This is a genomic window from Halorubrum sp. SD690R (assembly GCF_005435035.1).
Lineage (GTDB): Archaea > Halobacteriota > Halobacteria > Halobacteriales > Haloferacaceae > Halorubrum > Halorubrum ezzemoulense.
Genome location: NZ_SGTV01000002.1, coordinates 178,108 through 192,582, shown reverse-complemented (window position 1 = coordinate 192,582; position 14,475 = coordinate 178,108). Strand labels below are relative to the sequence as shown.

The following is a 14,475-nucleotide window of genomic DNA, read 5'->3' as shown; positions in this document are numbered from 1 at the left end:
CGTCGCCGCCGGATCGAGTGCTACACCGGAACCGCCTCGCCGGCGACGAGCGCGACCGCGACGACGACGCCGCCCAGTCCCAACAGTCCGTAGTTCGCGAAGGGATTCGCCGCGGTGAACAGGTCGAGCGAATACTCGGTGTCTCGCACGGGCGCGTACGGTCGGATGCCCGTCGGTGTGAGCGCGTCCGCGAGGATGTGCGAGACGATCGTCACGGCGCCGAACAGGAACGCGGCGGCGCCGAACAGCAGCGCCTCGGCGAGTCCGCGCTGAAGCCCGACCGCCAGCCCGACGCCCCCGAGGACGACTCCGACGAGCAGCGCGAACCAGACGGTGTGCGTGATCCCCCGATGCGTGACGACGGGAACTCGCATGTCGAGGTCGGGGACCATCGCCGTCGAGGCGACGCCGGCGGCGCCGACGAGGCCGGCCTCTATCGAGAGGAGGGCGGTGACGAGAAACCCGAACGGGGCGTAGACGACGAGCGAGGCCCCGACGTGTCCCTTCCGGTACATGTTGACGACTGCGTTCCGGGTCCGTAAGTCCGTTACGTCGAGACGCGACCCCCCACGGCGCGTCTCCGGACGCGTCCGCGGAACTCGCGGTCCCGTCGCGTTGTCGGGGCGAAACGCCTACGGCCTCCCGCCGTGACGCTCCGGTATGACACTGACCGCCCGCGACCTGATGGAGCCGGACGTGAAGACGGTCTCGCCGGACGACGACGTCGCCGACGCGTTCAAGCGGTTCGCTCGGTACGAGTTCAGCGGGTTCCCGGTCGTCGACGAGGACGAGCGGGTGGTCGGGATCGTCACCGAGTCCGACCTCGTCGACCTGTTCGAGCCGGAGGACGAGACGCTGTGGATCCCCGTCGGACTCCCTCCGTTCGTGGACACCCTCTCGTATCAGGTGAAGCGCCCGTGGGCCGACCTCGATCTGGGCGTCGACATGCTCCGCAACGCGGACCGACCCGTCTCCGAGGTGATGAGCGCGGACGTGGCGACCGTGACGCCGGACGTGAGCGTCGACGACGTGCTGGACCTGCTCGTCGGCGACGACCCCGACATCAACCGCGTGCCCGTCGTCGACGACGACGGCCGTATCATCGGGATCATCGCGCGTCAGGACGTGATCCGCGCGTTCCGCGACCGCCGACTGGAGTAGATCCGGTCGGACCGTCGCGAGGGGTCCCGCGGACGCTCGGCTGTGGATGTCGGCGACCGCGTCAGCTCCGAAGCGCCTCGACGGGCCGCTCGTTGGCCGCCTTCCACGCGGGGTACGCGCCGCTGACGAGCCCCACGCCGACGCCGAAGCCGAGCGCCAAGAGGAGGTAGTAGGCGTTCGTACGGTCGAGCACGAGCGCCGTATCGACGGCGGGCGTCGCGAGGACCAGGCCCGCGACGAGCAGGACGGTGAGCAGGGTGCCGGCCGCGGCGCCGGCCGCGCCGATCAGCCCGGCCTCCGCGAGCAGGACGCGCAACACGTCGCGGCGGGCGACGCCGACCGCGCGCATCACCCCGATCTCTTGCCGGCGCTCGACGGTACTCATCAGCATCACGTTGAGGATCGAGACCCCGGCGACGACGAGGGAGATCGCGCCGAGCCCGAGCAGGAACGTCGAGAGGAGGCCGAAGAACTCGTTGATCTCGTCGACGAGGGCGGCCAGCTCGAACAGCTCCACCCGGTCCTCGCGGGCGTTCACCGCCTCGCGGATGGCGTCCGCGGCCGCCCGCGCCTCGGCGCCGGTGTCGGAGACGACGAGCGCCTGCGCGTAGCCGTCGGCCGAGAACGCCGACTCGGGGAGGTACACCGCGTCGTCGGGCGCGACCGGGCTGAACGTCTGGCTCTCGACCAACACCGCGATGACGCGGACCTGCGAGCCGGCGATCTCGACGGTGTCGCCCGCGCCGGCGCCGAGGTCCTCGGCGATCCCCGCGCCGAGGATCGCGCCCTGTCGGTGCCGCTCGGGGAGTCGCCCCTCGGCTGCCTCGTACGCCAGCGCGGGCTCTTCGACCCCGTACACCGTCGCGAACGTCTGGTCGCCCTGCCGCGCGACCGTGGCGCTGTCGGAGTACAGCGGGATCACTGCGGGCTCGCCGACCGCCCGGCGGATCGAGGCGATGTCCGCGTCGGACAGCGACTCCACGCCGGCGTCGGTGTTCGGCGACACGACGACCTGCGTGCCGATATCGCCGATGGCGTCGTCCGCGCCCAGCGCCAGCACGTTCCCGAAGATGCCGAGCGCCGCGACCGCGAGGACCCCGATACAGACCCCGAGGACCGCCAGCACGGTCCGGACCCGGTTTCGTCGGAGGTTCCGCGACGCCATCGACACCGCGGGGCGCCAGCCGCGGAGCCAGCCGGCGGCGCCCCCCGGTGCGCGGTCGTCGGCGCTCATCCGCGGTCACCGCTCATCCGCGGTCACCGCCCATCTGCGGTCCCGGAGCGGTCCGGCCGGCGTCGCGGCCGCCGCGCCGGTCCGCGTCGGCGTGCGGATCGGACTCGCCGGGCAAGCCGCCGGTCAGCACGCCGTCGGTGAGGTCGACGACGCGGTCGGCGTACTCCTCGACGAGCGGATCGTGCGTGACAGCGATGACGGCGACCCCCTCGGCCTTGACGCGCTCGAACTCGGCGAGGATCGCCTCGCCGGTGTCGGTGTCGAGGTTCCCCGTCGGCTCGTCCGCGAGCAGGACCGCGGGCTCGTTTATCAGCGACCGGGCGATCGCGACGCGCTGTTTCTGCCCGCCGGAGAGCTCGTTCGGTTCGTGGTCGAGCCGGTCGCCGAGCCCGAACCGCGCGAGCAGGTTCGCGGCCCGGTCGCTCGCGTCGCCGGGGTCGAACGCCGTCGGCATCGCGACGTTCTCGACGGCGGTGAGCGTCGGCAGCAGGTGGAAGTCCTGAAACACGAACCCGATCGACTCCTTGCGCGCCCGCGTTCGCTCCGCGACGGAGAGGCTCGTCACGTCGGTGTCGCCGAGCAGCCGTCGGCCAGAAGTGGGGTCGTCAAGGAGCCCGAGGACGTTCAGCAGCGTCGACTTGCCGGAGCCACTCGGCCCGACTACCGCGACGAACTCGCCGGGCCGGGCCGCGAAGTCGACATCGTCGAGCGCGACCACCGGCTCGCCGCCCCCGCTCGGATACCGCTTGACGACCCCGCGGAGCGCGACGGCGTAGTCGTCGTCAGCGAGATTGCTGTCGCCGCTCGTCTCCCAGTCGGCCGCAGCGCCGTTCGTCGCCCGACCGGCCGCAAGATCCTCCGCCTCGTCGGTCGTGCGGTTCCGGCTCACGGCGCCGACCCGTCGCGTCGTCGCCCGGTCGGTCCCCCGATTCGTCCGGTCCTGACCGCGACGCCGACCGCCCCGGCGAGGCCGACGAGCGCGAGGCCGCTCGCGACCGTCCCCACGGTCCCCAGCCCGCCGGCGCCGAGTCGGCCGAGGGTGCCGCCGCCGTCGCGATCGTCGGTAGCCGGCTCCGGCGCGGCCACCGAGAACGTCTCCGTGTACCGCACGCCGCGCTCGGTGTACGTGACGCGGATCGGGATCTCCTCGGCGACCGTGACGTTCGCCGCGGTCGTCACGTCGAAGCCGACGAAGTCGCTGGCGCCGAGCGTCCCGACGAAGTACTCGCCGCCTGCGGGGGTCGGCGCGACGCCGGGCGCGTCGCCGACCGAGACGACCGCACCGGTCATCTCGCCGCTCCCCGCGTTGCCGAGGTTGGCGTCGACGACGACACCGTCAGCGGTCTCGCGCACGGTCGCGTCGGTCACGGTCGGCGTCGCCTCGCGGACGGGGTACGTCACCGTCGACTCCGCGCTCCGGTCGGCGCCGCGATCGTTCCGCCGGTCCGTGTCGGCGCGGAAGGCGGCGGTGACCGTCACGTCCGAGCGCCGGTCGAGCGGTCCGAGATCGACGATCACGCGTCGCTCCTCGCCGGGCGCCACGCCCTCGACGACGAACGGGCCGACGTCGACCGTCTCCGCGCCGTCACCGTCGACCGCGGCCCCGACGGCGCGGAGGCTGATCCGGTCGGCGGCCGTCGTGCCGGTGTTGACCACGGTCACCTCGACGGGCGAATCGACGGCCGGCGGCGACGCCTCGTCCTGACCGCCGTCGCCGGTATCGAGCCCGCCGCCCCCGCCGAAGATGCCCTGAATGCCGCCGATGCCGAGGTCGCCGGTGGCGCTCTCGCTCTCGTCGTCGCTCCGGAGGTCCTCGGGGTCGAGCGCGCGGGTGCGGAGGTCGAGCGCGACCTCGGTCGGGCGCACCTCGAACACGACGTCGCGGCTGACAGTCACGAACTCGCCGCTCGTCGACTGGTTCGCGACGACCTCGACGGTGAGCCGCTTCTCGCCCGGTTCCCTGAACGTCGTCCACAGCGTCGCGTCCAGCGAGTCGCCCGCCGAGAGCGCCCCGACGCCCGAGGCGCTGTCGAGCACGTCGCCGTCCGCGTCCCGGACGCGGACCGTCGTGAGGTTCGCCGCCGCGTCGCTGCCGCCGGAGTTCGAGACCGTGACGTTCAGCGTCGCGCGCTCGTCGACGGTCGGAGCGCCCGGAGACACGCCGACCTCGGTGAGGGTGATCCGCGCGTCCGGTACCGCCGCCGCGCCGCCGACCGCGAACCCGCCGCCGACGACGGACAGCACCGTTAACGCGGCCAGCAGCGCGGCTGTAGTTCGTGTGGGCGTCAATGTCACTATGACTACGCGACCTGCGTGGTTATATCCGTCGGCGACGGAAGCTAACGGCTCCTACCGGCGCTTCGTCAGCGAACTCGACTCCGCCGCTAGGCGGCGAACGCGGCCGGCGGGGACCCGCGGTTTCGACGGCCACCGAGACGTACCGGTTACGGATGCTTTTTCAACGGGCCGACGTAAGTGAGGGTAATGACCGAACGCGACACCGCGCGAGCGGGTGATCGGCGATGATGGGCGGCAACGACCAGCAGGCGTACGACCGCGGCACGTCGCTGTTCTCGCCGGACGGCCGGATATATCAGGTCGAGTACGCCCGCGAGGCAGTCTCGCGCGGCGCGCCGAGCGTCGGCGTCCGGACGACCGACGGCGTCGTCTTCGTCGCGATGTCTCGCCCCTCCTCGTCGCTGATGGAGGCCGAGAGCATCGAGAAGCTCCACAAGCTCGACGACCACGTCGGCACCGCGAGCGCCGGCCACGTCGCCGACGCCCGACAGCTGATCGACCTCGCGCGCCGCCAGTCGCAGGGGAACCGCCTCCGCTACGGCGAGCCCGTCGGCGTCGAGACGCTGACGAAGTTCATCACCGACCACATCCAAGAGAACACCCAGCGCGGTGGCACGCGCCCGTACGGTGCCGCCCTCCTCATCGGCGGCATCGACGACGGCGAGCCGCGCCTGTTCGCCGCCGACCCCTCGGGTACGCCCAACGAGTGGAAGGCGACCGTCATCGGCGGCGGCCGGCAGGACATTCAGGGACACCTCGAAGACGAGTGGAGCGACGACCTCTCGCTCGAGGACGGCATCGAACTCGCGGTCGCGGCCTTGGCCGCCCACGACGACGAGTTCGAGGCGTCCGACCTCGCGGTCGCGACCGTGACCGAGGCCGACGGCTTCCGGACGGTCCCGACCGACGAGGTCGAGGCCGCCGTCGAGGCCGCCGGGCTCGCGGCGGACGAGGAGGACGCGGAGGAGACGGACGACGACGCGTCCGACGGCGACGAGTAGCGACCGCGTGCGGGAGCCGGGACCGAACCGCGCCGCCGCGCCTCCTCGCGGCGGGAACGACCGGCGCGGGCAGCGCCGGGAGGAGCGGGAGTCCGGGCTCGGAAGCGCGCGATTGTACGACACACACAACACTTTTTGCGGCGGAAACCGTCAGTTACCACGTAAAATGTCCGATTCGATGTCCGAACAGCTCCAACGAGACATGGAGTGCGAGGGGTTACTCGAGTGCTTCCACGGTCTGAAACAGTTGGACAAGGACTGCTACCGAGCGATGGTCTCGGCCGAAGAGGCGCTCACGATCGACGAGGTCGCCGAACGCGTCGACCGCGAGCGCTCGACCGCCTACCGCGCGGTCCAGCGCCTCCTGAACGCCGGCTTCATCCAGAAGGAACAGATCAACTACGACCACGGCGGCTACTACCACGTGTACAGCCCCACGGATCCGTCCCAGATCGCCGACGACATGCAGCGGATGCTCAACGACTGGTACGCGAAGATGGGCCAGCTCATCGGCGAGTTCGAGGAGAAGTACGACGAACCCGAGCGCGCCGCCGTCGAGAGCTGAGCGGAGCACCGAGACCCCTCACGAGGCGGACTCGACGCGAGGGCGGTGGGCGTCGCAGGGTTTCGCGCGCTACTTTCGGTCGCTATTCCGCGTAGATGAGGGTCCGCCGGCACTCGGGGCACACGTACGGGACCGGCGTGAGGATCTCGTCGGCGCTGAGGCCGCCGAGAAACCCGTCGCTCGACCCGTCGGAGACCACGGAGAGCGTCCCGAGAGCGTCGGTTCCCTGTAGCTCCATCTCCTCTAGCGGCTCCTCGCAGTCCGGACAGGTCTGTTCAGAGGGCATGTGCGTGATTTTTCCAGTATTCTCCAAAATAGTTGTGATCCGTACGCTCCCGATTGAGGATCGATCCGTTCTCACGTCGAGTCGGACACGTCTCGCGGTGGCAAGCTTCGGACGGCGCGGGAGTTTCGGACGGTGGGAGAGTTGTTTCGGACGGCGATACGTCTCAGGGGCACACATACAGCGGCGGGAAGGGTGGAGCGGACCGACGCGACGCCGGCGCTCAGAACGTGAACACGTGATCGGCCTCCTCGGCCGCCTCGAGGAAGGTGACCGCGCCGGCGAACTGCGTCGTCAGGTCGTCGTCGATGGCCTCCTGCTCCCACTGGAGCATGTCCAGCGTGGTCGTACACGCGACCGAGGTGACCGCCTCCCCACCGTCGGCGATCAGCTGGTCGAGCATGTCGTAGGGGTTCGGCATCCCCTCGTCGAGCAGCGGCTGGACCGACGAGAGGTCTTTCTCGCCCTCCAGCAGGTGCGTCAGTCCGTCGAAGGTGAAGTAAAGGAACACGTCGGTGTCCATCGTCAGCGCGACGTGGCCGAGGTTGGTCGCCATCGCGAGGCTCTTCGGGTCGTCGCTGGAGACGATGATTCCGATCTCGTCCATGCTCATTCTTCCTTGCGGACGTAGTGCGTGTACACGTCGTCGCCCTCCTCCTGTTCAAGGAGCGTGACGCCGTCGGTGCCCGTCGCCCACCCGTCGATGTCGCTCACGCTTCCGGGATCGGTCGCGACGACCTCCAGCACCTCACCGGGGGCGAGGTCGTCGATCGCGCCCTTCGTCTTCACGATAGGCATCGGGCAGTTCAGTCCTTTCACGTCCAGCGTCTCCGCGATATCGAGTTCGGTGCTCATGGGTTAGTAGTTTGTGCGCAAAAGACAATACTACACACATATGTTTTAATCTTGCGTATCCGTTTCAATACAGTCCCGTCCGAGGGAATCCGACGCCGGGGCGATCGGCCCAGTAGCCGATAGCGGCACTTACGATGGTCGAGACCGAAGAGAAGGCCATGTCGACGACCGTTCGCGTCCGCTGTACCGACTGTGCGTACGACGAAGCGTTCGACTCGCTCCGGCGGGCGCGGACCGCGCTCGACGACCACGAGCGCGCGACGGGGCACGCCGTCGACTGGCAGATCGGCGGACTCACGGCAGGCGTCGAGCGAGCGGGCGACGACGCCGGCGTCTGTGGCCGGGACGAGTGTGCGAACGCGGACTCGCCGCTCCTCGATCACGGACCGTCGGCGGCGGCCGACCCGGACGCCTGAGGCGGGTTGCTCCCCCGGCAGCGACCGGCCCCGAACCGGAGTGTGCCGTCACCGACCGACCGCTGTGCCGTCTTCGAAGATTCTTGTATTGTACAACAAAAACAATATTACTCATCAGCACGAACAGTCGCGTATGAGGATCGTATTCGCGACAGACCTCTCGGACGCGAACGAGGCGGCGATCGAATCTCGGACCTGTCTGGAGTGTCTCGACAACATCGGTGTCAGCGAGGTTCACCTGTTGACGGTCGTCCCGGACAACGTCTCCAGCGGGCTGCCGGGGATGGACGCCGCCAGCGACGCCCGAGAGGCGCTCGCGCCGCAGCGGAGCGTGTTCGAGCGCGCGGGGTTCGACGTGGAGACGCACGTCGCCCGCGGGACGCCGCATCGACGGATCAACGGCTTGGCCGAGCGGCTCGACGCGGACATGATCGTCGTCGGGTCGCGCGGACAGGCGCCGCTCCAGAATCGGCTCATCGGCGGCACCGTGCGCAACGTCGCGCGGACGGCCGTCAGGCCGCTGCTCGTCGAGCGGATCGAGGAGACGCCGGACGGACACGCGGTCAAGAAGGAACACCTGTTCCAGGACGTGCTGTACGCCACCGACTTCTCCGAGAACGCGGCGCGCGCCTACGACTACTTCCCGGCGCTGACGGGCGCGACCGAGCGGGCGTACCTGCTCCACGTGGGCGGCGGAGACGCGGAGTCGACGGCGACCGCCGAGGAGCGGCTGGACGAGCTTGCGAGTGACCTCGGCGACCGGACCGGGTTCCACGTCGAGACCAACGTCAGGTCCGGCAACCCCGTCGACGAGATCACGGCCGAAGAGGAGCGCGTGGGCGCGACGACGACGCTCATCGGCGCGCGCGGGACGAGCCGACTCCGGCGGCTCCTCCTCGGGAGCACCGCGGAGTCGATCGTCGCGCGCGGGACGAACAACGTCCTGCTCGTCCCGCCCGAGGCGGCGGCGCCGCGCTGACGCCGGCCGGGCTTTTTGTTACCGGGGCGCCCAGGTGGACGTAATGACGCGAGAGACAGTCTCACACCGCGACGGCCACGTCTACGAGTTCGGTCCGGAGATGGACCCCGTCTACGAGGCCGCCGACGGCGAGTCGCTGACGGTCGAGACGATCGACAGTCTGAACGGCGAGATTCAGCGCGACGACGACCTCCTCGACGCGATCCCGGAAGAGGTCAACGCCGCGACGGGACCGATCGCGGTAGCCGGCGCGAGCCCCGGCGACGTCCTCGCGGTGGAGATCGAGGCCGTGCGCGTCGCCGAAGACCGCGGCCGTGTGCTCACCGCACCCGGGTTCGGACTGCTTCAGGACGACCCCGAGATCGACCACCCAGCGACGCGGATCACCGAGGTCGACGCCGACGAGTCGGAGGCCGGGGCGGTCGAGTTCGAGGGGATCGACGTACCGATCGAACCCGTGATCGGAACGATCGGGGTCGCCACCGGCGGCGGGACGGTCTCGACGCTCACGCCCGACGACCACGGCGGTAACCTCGACACGACCGACGTGACCGGGGGGACGACCGTCTACTTCCCGGTGTTTCAGGAGGGCGCCATGTTGGCGCTGGGCGACGCGAAAGCGGCGATGGCGGACGGGGAGATGTGCGGGACCGGCGCGGAGATCGCGGTCGAGGTCGACGCGACGCTCTCCGTGGTCGAGGATCCGGCCGTGCCGCTCGACCGTCCGCTCCTCGACACCGGCGACGCGGTGAAGACGCTCGCGAGCGCCGAGACGCTGGAGGGGGCGGTCGAGCTGGCGAACGCCGACATGCTCGACCTGCTGGCGCACCACCACGGCTTCTCGCGCACCGAGGCGTATCTCTTCTCCAGCCTCGTCGGGGGCTTGGAGATCAGTCAGGTGGTCGACCCGCAGGTGACGGCACGGAACGCGGTGCCGAGCGAGTACCTCTCGGTCCCGTTCTGACCGGGCTACCGAGCGGAGAGTTACCTCGAGAGCCGGCCGCGGGGTTCGCCGACCGCAGCGCTCCGGTCTCAGCGCTCCGGCCCCGGCACTCCGGCCTCAGCGCTCCGATCGCTCGGCGAACCGACGCGCGGCGTCGCTCAGGCCGGCGTCGGTCGGCGCCGAAGGCTCCTCGTCCCCGTCGGCCGCGTCGGCGTCCGTGTTCTCCTCGGCCTCGTCGTCTCCGGCGGGCGCCCGGTCACCGACCTCGGCCGGAGCGGCGTCCGGCGGGTAGTCCAGTTCGGCGGACGGGACGAAGACGCGCTCGACGGCGCGAACGATCTCGTCGACCTGCGCCTCGTCGAGGCGGTCGGCGTACGCCTCCCGGACGAGGTCCGGGACCGCGTAGGCGTAGCTGCCCCGACCGGCGTGGCGGATGAGTCCCGCCCGCCGGATCGGGCGGTGACGGCTGTACGCGTGGCCGGAGTCGCCGTCGCCCCCGGCGTCGATGTGGGCCGCGACGGGGTCGCTCGCGCCCTCGCGCCGATAGTGGCGGAGCATCCCGCGCGAGAGCTCCGGGAGGGACTCGATCCGCGAGCGGAGCTCATCGATGACCGCTTCGCGGGTACCGAGCTCGATCGCCTCGTCGAACCGGAGCGCGCTCTCGGCCACGTCGTCGCGGGTGACCGGGTCGACGTCGTCCGGGGGGTTCGGTTCGTCCGCAGAATCGGCGGCCGTCGCGTCGACATCCGCGGCGTCAGCGGTCGCGGCGTCACCGGTCGCGGCGTCGGCGTCGACCTCGGCGCCGCCGTCGGCGGCCGATGGGCCCGGTCCGGGCGCGGCGTCGGTCTCCGCTTCCGCGTCCGCGTCGCTCTCCTCGGTCGCGGCGACCGCCTCGTCGTACGACTTGAGGACGGACTGGCCCTCGTCGCCGTCGTCCGTCCCTCCGAGTCGCTCGTCGCCGGCCGGAGGTCGACCGCCGCCCCGGTACGGGGCCTCCGCCTTACCGAGGAGCGCCTGCGCGAACTGGTCGGCCATGTCGCTCAGGTCGCGGGCCTCCTCCAGCTCGCGTTCGAGGTCGGCGATCCGCCGGTCCTTCTTTTGTAACTCCTGCTTGAGGTCGGCGATCTCGGACTCGCGGCGCTCCTTCTCGTCGGAGATCGACTGGAGCTCGCCGACGAGGTCGCTGGAGACGGACTTCAGTTCGGGGCGCTCGAAGTCGTCGAGCCCGGGGGTCGCGCCCGCGTCGAACGTCTCCTTGCGGTGGAACTGGATCCGGCGGATCGACTCGTCCCAGTCGGTCATCAGGAACGCCTCGCCGTCGCCGAGGTCCTCGACCGCGCTGGCGTACTTCGAGCCGAGGATGCGCCCGACCACCTTCGTGTCGTTGTCCCAGGTGAGCCGGTGCCAGCAGAGCCAGTCGCACTGGGTGATGAAGTCCTTCTTGACGTCGGCCGGGCGCTGGCTGATGCCGACGATGCCGAGCCCGTGCTTCCGGCCGCGCTTCCCCACCTTGATCAGCATCTTCCCCGTCTCGTCCATGCCGCCGCCCTCGGGGATGTACTCGTGGCACTCCTCGATGACGAGCAGGAAGGGCTTCTTCATGCGCTTCTCCTTCGCGAACAGCTGCTTGACGACCTCCAAGAGGAGCTCGTTGGCCGTGTCCTCTTCGAGGTAGCCGGAGACGTCCAAGATGATCGGGACGTTCTGCTCTAAGGCGAGGGTCGCGAGCTTCTCGGCGTGCTCGGGGGAGACGACGATGTCGCACTCGTCGTCGGCGCCGGCGTGAAGAATTTCATATTCTTCCTTTAAACCGTAATATTCACCGTCTGTGTCCACGATCATGACAGGAAATCCGTTAGATAGCAGATTTTCTATCACGACACTTGCGGTGTTGCTCTTCCCGGACCCGCTCTTCCCCGTGATGAAGGACCGACCGGTGAGCACGTCGACGACCGGGAGTTCGACCGGCGAGCCGGGTTCCGCCGTCGCGTCGCCGCCGATCCCCTCGCTGACGTCCGCGACGTGGATCGCCTCCTCCTCGCTCATACCCGTGAGAGGTGGCGCCCGCCTCATAAACTATCGGCTCGCTCGCCGTCCGGTCGTGCCGAGCGCGGGCCGGCCCGGCCGCCGCGCTTCGCAAAACGTATGCCGCCGCCGGGAGTTCGACCGCGCATGGACACAGAGAACACCCTCCTCAACGCGGTCGTCGGCGCTATCGCGTCGACGGTGCTCTCGTTTACCGGCATCTCACCGCTCCTCGGCGGCGCGGTGGCCGGGTATTTAAATGGAGACGACGGCCTCCAGGTCGGCGCGCTCTCCGGCGCGATCGCCGCGATCCCGATCGTCGGACTGCTGTTGCTCGTGCTGGTTTTCCTCCCGTTCTTGGGGTTCTTCGGGTTCCCGCTCGAAGTCGGCCTCGCGGCCGGCGGAGTCGTCTTCGTCGCCGCCCTCATCGTGTTGGGCGGCGTCGCCTACTCCGTGGTTCTGAGCGCGCTCGGCGGACTGCTGGGCGTGTACGTGAAGAACGAGCTGTAAGGCGGTCGCTGTTAGTTATAGAAATCGATTGCGGATCGGCGGCGAACGCCTCCAAAGCCCCAGTCGCTCGGTCATAAACAGCTACCCGTGAATTGGCGGCGAACGCCTCCAAAGCCCCAGTCGCGAGGACTCGCGCGGCTCGCTGTGCTCCTCACTCGGTCGCTCACTCCGTTCTCCCTCATTGCGGTGCTTACGTCGCCGTGCTTCGTCCTCGCGACTGCCCCGTTGAGTCCCGCCCAGCACAGCACCTCACGCCTCCCCAGCCTCGTCGCTGGCACCCTCCGCTTCGCTCCGGGAGCCAGCGACTCCCTCGCGCGTGCTGCTCGGCCGCGAGGCGGCCTCGCAGGCACGCGCCACCGCACCGTTCGTTTATAAAACAGCTCGTGAGAGTTGCCCTGCGGCCTCAATAGAGACGCCTCAGTGCTCGCCGCCGGTGCCGCGCCGGTCGGAGTCGAGGTCGATGTCGAGGTCGTCGAGGAGTTCCTCGGCCTCCGCGCGCTTCTCCTGGTGGTCCTCGAGGAACTCGCGCATGAGCTCCGCGGCCTGCTCCTTACAGCCGCCGCAGAGGCGCTCGCCGTTGACGCACTCGGAGTACACCTCCTTGGTGAGTTCGTCGTCGTCGCCCGCGAGCAGGTAGGCGTACAGCTCGTAGACCGGGCACTCGTCGGCCTCGCCGCCCAACTCGCGCTGCTCCTCGGCGGTGTCGCGGCCCCCGGTCGTCGCCGCCTTCACCTTGTCGTAGCCGTCCTCGGGGTCGTCGAGCAACGAGATGTGGCTCGCCGGGATCGACGAAGACATCTTGCCGCCGGTGAGCCCGGTCATGAACCGGTGGTAGATCGAGGAGGGCTGCCGGAAGCCGAACCCGTCGTGGTCGATCTCGACCTCGCGCGCGATGGACTCGGCCTCGTCGCGGGTCAGGTCGAACGCGTCGACGTGGCCCTCGAACACGCGTTTTTCCCCTTCCACGGCCTCGATCAGCGCCTCGAACGCCTCGTCGGTGGCGTTGCGGTCGAAGAACCGCACGCGGGGGCGAAGCGGCTCCTTCCCGCCGGCCTCGAGCTTGTCGAGGGCGCTCGCCTTCGCGGCCGCGAGGTCGACGCTCTCGCGGTCGCTCTCCGGCGGCTCGTAGTCGGCGAGCCACTCGGCGGCGTCCTCGCAGCGCACGTCGGTCTCGGCGGCGTCGTCCGCGTCTCCGGCGGCGTCGTTCTCTTCGTCGCGGGCCGCGAGCGCGTCGTAGGCGGCTCGCACGAGCCGGCGCTCGTCGTCGTCGAGCTCGAAGGAAGCGAACGCCTCTGTCACCTTGAAGTAGCGCACGCGGGTCGCGAGGTCGCGGGTGAGCCGGACGTGCGGGTCCTGATCGGGACCGACCGGGATCACCGTGGGCTTCGGCTCGTCGACGAGCTGCGGGTAGAGGATGTCCGCGGTCTGGGTGATCACGCTCTGCATGTGCGAGACGTTCGTCTCCCCGTCGAAGCCGTAGATCGCCTCGAACTCCGAGAAGTTCGCCTTCGAGCCGAGCTCGAAGCCGAGGTCCTGGACCTCGCGGTTGTCGGACTGGCGGTAGATCTCGCCGTCCTCGGCGTCGAAGCCGAGCGCGAGGAGGCTCAGGAGGTAGTTCCGCGCGTGCTCGTCGATCTCGTCCCACGACATCCCGCGCGCGGAATGCGCTTCGAGGTCGGCGATGAGCCCGAACGCGTCGCCGCCCATCTCTTGGTGCCAGATGATCTCGTCGAACACGAGCTTGTGACCGATGTGCGGGTCCCCCGTGGGCATGAACCCGGAGAGCGCCGCGAACGGCTCGTCGTTCGCCATCGCCTCCGCGACCGCGTCGTACTCACGGTGCCCGAAGATGACGCCGCGGCGCATCAGGTAGTGCGGGTCCGGCACGTCGTCGTCGACCTCGTCGAACGCCTCGATGCCGAACTCCGCGAAGAGGTCCGCGTAGTCCCCGACCGACGCCGACCCCCACGGGTCGAGCGCGACGTCCTCGGTCGGCTCGTCCGCGTCGGTCCCGCCGTCGGTCCGGGGGGGCGTCAACGGCCCGCGGTCGGCGTCGGGCTCGCGCCCGTCACCGCCCGGCGTCGTCCCTTCGGGGGTGTCCTCGTCCATACCACCTCTCCCGTCGGTCGACGCAAAAACCGTTCGCTTGCGCGGGAGCGCTTGGCACGGCCCGCCTGTCCGGAACGCCGGTCTGCCCCCCCGGTT

The 14,475-nt window shown here is 69.8% G+C and carries 16 protein-coding genes; 7 read left to right on the top strand and 9 right to left on the bottom strand.

Annotation, left to right across the window (positions count from 1 at the left end):
* Positions 1–20 precede the first annotated feature (20 nt).
* Positions 21–515: a metal-dependent hydrolase gene (locus EXE41_RS02395; protein ID WP_137690196.1), complete on the bottom strand. Its 495-nt coding sequence runs from the start codon at positions 513–515 to the stop codon at positions 21–23.
* Positions 516–660: 145 nt separating this feature from the next.
* Between EXE41_RS02395 and EXE41_RS02390 the strand changes: the two genes are divergently transcribed.
* Entirely contained in the window at positions 661–1,161 is a 501-nt protein-coding gene (locus tag EXE41_RS02390; RefSeq protein WP_086217016.1) for an HPP family protein, read from the top strand.
* A 61-nt stretch (positions 1,162–1,222) separates the two neighbouring features.
* On the opposite strand, the gene EXE41_RS02385 is transcribed toward EXE41_RS02390, so the two are convergent.
* The 3 genes from EXE41_RS02385 to EXE41_RS02375 are packed head-to-tail and all read right to left on the bottom strand — an operon-like array spanning position 1,223 to position 4,690.
* On the bottom strand, positions 1,223–2,395 hold the full coding sequence (locus tag EXE41_RS02385; protein ID WP_086217015.1) for an ABC transporter permease: 1,173 nt from the start codon (positions 2,393–2,395) through the stop codon (positions 1,223–1,225).
* A gap of 13 nt (positions 2,396–2,408) precedes the next feature.
* Positions 2,409–3,284 (bottom strand): ABC transporter ATP-binding protein, encoded by an 876-nt coding sequence (locus EXE41_RS02380; protein ID WP_080508558.1) that lies wholly within the window; start codon positions 3,282–3,284, stop codon positions 2,409–2,411.
* Entirely contained in the window at positions 3,281–4,690 is a 1,410-nt protein-coding gene (locus EXE41_RS02375) for a CARDB domain-containing protein (protein WP_199240851.1), read from the bottom strand. Before EXE41_RS02375 ends, EXE41_RS02380 begins: the two co-directional genes overlap by 4 nt.
* Positions 4,691–4,917: 227 nt before the next feature.
* Here EXE41_RS02375 and psmA point away from each other — a divergent pair, with 227 nt between their 5' ends.
* Positions 4,918–5,694: an archaeal proteasome endopeptidase complex subunit alpha gene (gene psmA, locus EXE41_RS02370; RefSeq protein WP_176450675.1), complete on the top strand. Its 777-nt coding sequence runs from the start codon at positions 4,918–4,920 to the stop codon at positions 5,692–5,694.
* Positions 5,695–5,860: 166 nt separating this feature from the next.
* Positions 5,861–6,259, top strand: coding sequence for a helix-turn-helix domain-containing protein (locus EXE41_RS02365; RefSeq protein WP_049930620.1), 399 nt, complete (start codon positions 5,861–5,863; stop codon positions 6,257–6,259).
* An 82-nt stretch (positions 6,260–6,341) separates the two neighbouring features.
* Here the strand turns inward: EXE41_RS02365 and EXE41_RS02360 are convergent, their stop codons facing one another.
* The 3 genes from EXE41_RS02360 to EXE41_RS02350 all read right to left on the bottom strand — a co-directional run bounded on the left by EXE41_RS02360 (position 6,342) and on the right by EXE41_RS02350 (position 7,397).
* Entirely contained in the window at positions 6,342–6,545 is a 204-nt protein-coding gene (locus EXE41_RS02360) for a hypothetical protein (protein WP_094553004.1), read from the bottom strand.
* A gap of 220 nt (positions 6,546–6,765) precedes the next feature.
* Complete coding sequence (locus EXE41_RS02355; protein WP_049930616.1) at positions 6,766–7,149, bottom strand: DsrE family protein; 384 nt, start codon at positions 7,147–7,149, stop codon at positions 6,766–6,768.
* 2 nt (positions 7,150–7,151) lie between these two features.
* A complete protein-coding gene (locus tag EXE41_RS02350) occupies positions 7,152–7,397 on the bottom strand; it encodes a sulfurtransferase TusA family protein (protein ID WP_137690195.1) in 246 nt (81 codons plus the stop codon).
* A 134-nt stretch (positions 7,398–7,531) separates the two neighbouring features.
* Between EXE41_RS02350 and EXE41_RS02345 the strand changes: the two genes are divergently transcribed.
* The 3 genes from EXE41_RS02345 to EXE41_RS02335 all read left to right on the top strand — a co-directional run bounded on the left by EXE41_RS02345 (position 7,532) and on the right by EXE41_RS02335 (position 9,756).
* Positions 7,532–7,813: a hypothetical protein gene (locus tag EXE41_RS02345; RefSeq protein WP_241987180.1), complete on the top strand. Its 282-nt coding sequence runs from the start codon at positions 7,532–7,534 to the stop codon at positions 7,811–7,813.
* Between the two features lie 133 nt (positions 7,814–7,946).
* Complete coding sequence (locus EXE41_RS02340) at positions 7,947–8,792, top strand: universal stress protein (RefSeq protein WP_049930612.1); 846 nt, start codon at positions 7,947–7,949, stop codon at positions 8,790–8,792.
* A 43-nt stretch (positions 8,793–8,835) separates the two neighbouring features.
* Entirely contained in the window at positions 8,836–9,756 is a 921-nt protein-coding gene (locus tag EXE41_RS02335) for an acetamidase/formamidase family protein (protein WP_086215515.1), read from the top strand.
* A gap of 96 nt (positions 9,757–9,852) precedes the next feature.
* Here the strand turns inward: EXE41_RS02335 and EXE41_RS02330 are convergent, their stop codons facing one another.
* Positions 9,853–11,781, bottom strand: coding sequence for an ATP-binding protein (locus EXE41_RS02330; protein ID WP_137690193.1), 1,929 nt, complete (start codon positions 11,779–11,781; stop codon positions 9,853–9,855).
* A gap of 126 nt (positions 11,782–11,907) precedes the next feature.
* Here EXE41_RS02330 and EXE41_RS02325 point away from each other — a divergent pair, with 126 nt between their 5' ends.
* A complete protein-coding gene (locus tag EXE41_RS02325; protein WP_137690192.1) occupies positions 11,908–12,270 on the top strand; it encodes a DUF5518 domain-containing protein in 363 nt (120 codons plus the stop codon).
* 417 nt (positions 12,271–12,687) lie between these two features.
* Here EXE41_RS02325 and EXE41_RS02315 read toward each other — a convergent pair whose 3' ends face one another.
* Positions 12,688–14,379 (bottom strand): tryptophan--tRNA ligase, encoded by a 1,692-nt coding sequence (locus EXE41_RS02315; RefSeq protein WP_137690190.1) that lies wholly within the window; start codon positions 14,377–14,379, stop codon positions 12,688–12,690.
* Positions 14,380–14,475: the final 96 nt, after the last annotated feature.

Excerpts from the sequence above, each read along its gene's own strand:
- EXE41_RS02315 (WP_137690190.1), bottom strand. The coding sequence starts at position 14,379 with ATGGACGAGGACACCCCCGAAGGGACGACGCCGGGCGGTGACGGGCGC.
- EXE41_RS02395 (WP_137690196.1), bottom strand. The coding sequence starts at position 515 with ATGTACCGGAAGGGACACGTCGGGGCCTCGCTCGTCGTCTACGCCCCG.
- EXE41_RS02365 (WP_049930620.1), top strand. The coding sequence starts at position 5,861 with ATGTCCGATTCGATGTCCGAACAGCTCCAACGAGACATGGAGTGCGAG.
- EXE41_RS02355 (WP_049930616.1), bottom strand. The coding sequence starts at position 7,149 with ATGGACGAGATCGGAATCATCGTCTCCAGCGACGACCCGAAGAGCCTC.
- EXE41_RS02350 (WP_137690195.1), bottom strand. The coding sequence starts at position 7,397 with ATGAGCACCGAACTCGATATCGCGGAGACGCTGGACGTGAAAGGACTG.
- EXE41_RS02335 (WP_086215515.1), top strand. The coding sequence starts at position 8,836 with ATGACGCGAGAGACAGTCTCACACCGCGACGGCCACGTCTACGAGTTC.
- EXE41_RS02340 (WP_049930612.1), top strand. The coding sequence starts at position 7,947 with ATGAGGATCGTATTCGCGACAGACCTCTCGGACGCGAACGAGGCGGCG.
- EXE41_RS02330 (WP_137690193.1), bottom strand. The coding sequence starts at position 11,781 with ATGAGCGAGGAGGAGGCGATCCACGTCGCGGACGTCAGCGAGGGGATC.
- EXE41_RS02390 (WP_086217016.1), top strand. The coding sequence starts at position 661 with ATGACACTGACCGCCCGCGACCTGATGGAGCCGGACGTGAAGACGGTC.
- EXE41_RS02385 (WP_086217015.1), bottom strand. The coding sequence starts at position 2,395 with ATGAGCGCCGACGACCGCGCACCGGGGGGCGCCGCCGGCTGGCTCCGC.
- EXE41_RS02360 (WP_094553004.1), bottom strand. The coding sequence starts at position 6,545 with ATGCCCTCTGAACAGACCTGTCCGGACTGCGAGGAGCCGCTAGAGGAG.
- EXE41_RS02345 (WP_241987180.1), top strand. The coding sequence starts at position 7,532 with ATGGTCGAGACCGAAGAGAAGGCCATGTCGACGACCGTTCGCGTCCGC.
- EXE41_RS02325 (WP_137690192.1), top strand. The coding sequence starts at position 11,908 with ATGGACACAGAGAACACCCTCCTCAACGCGGTCGTCGGCGCTATCGCG.
- psmA (WP_176450675.1), top strand. The coding sequence starts at position 4,918 with ATGATGGGCGGCAACGACCAGCAGGCGTACGACCGCGGCACGTCGCTG.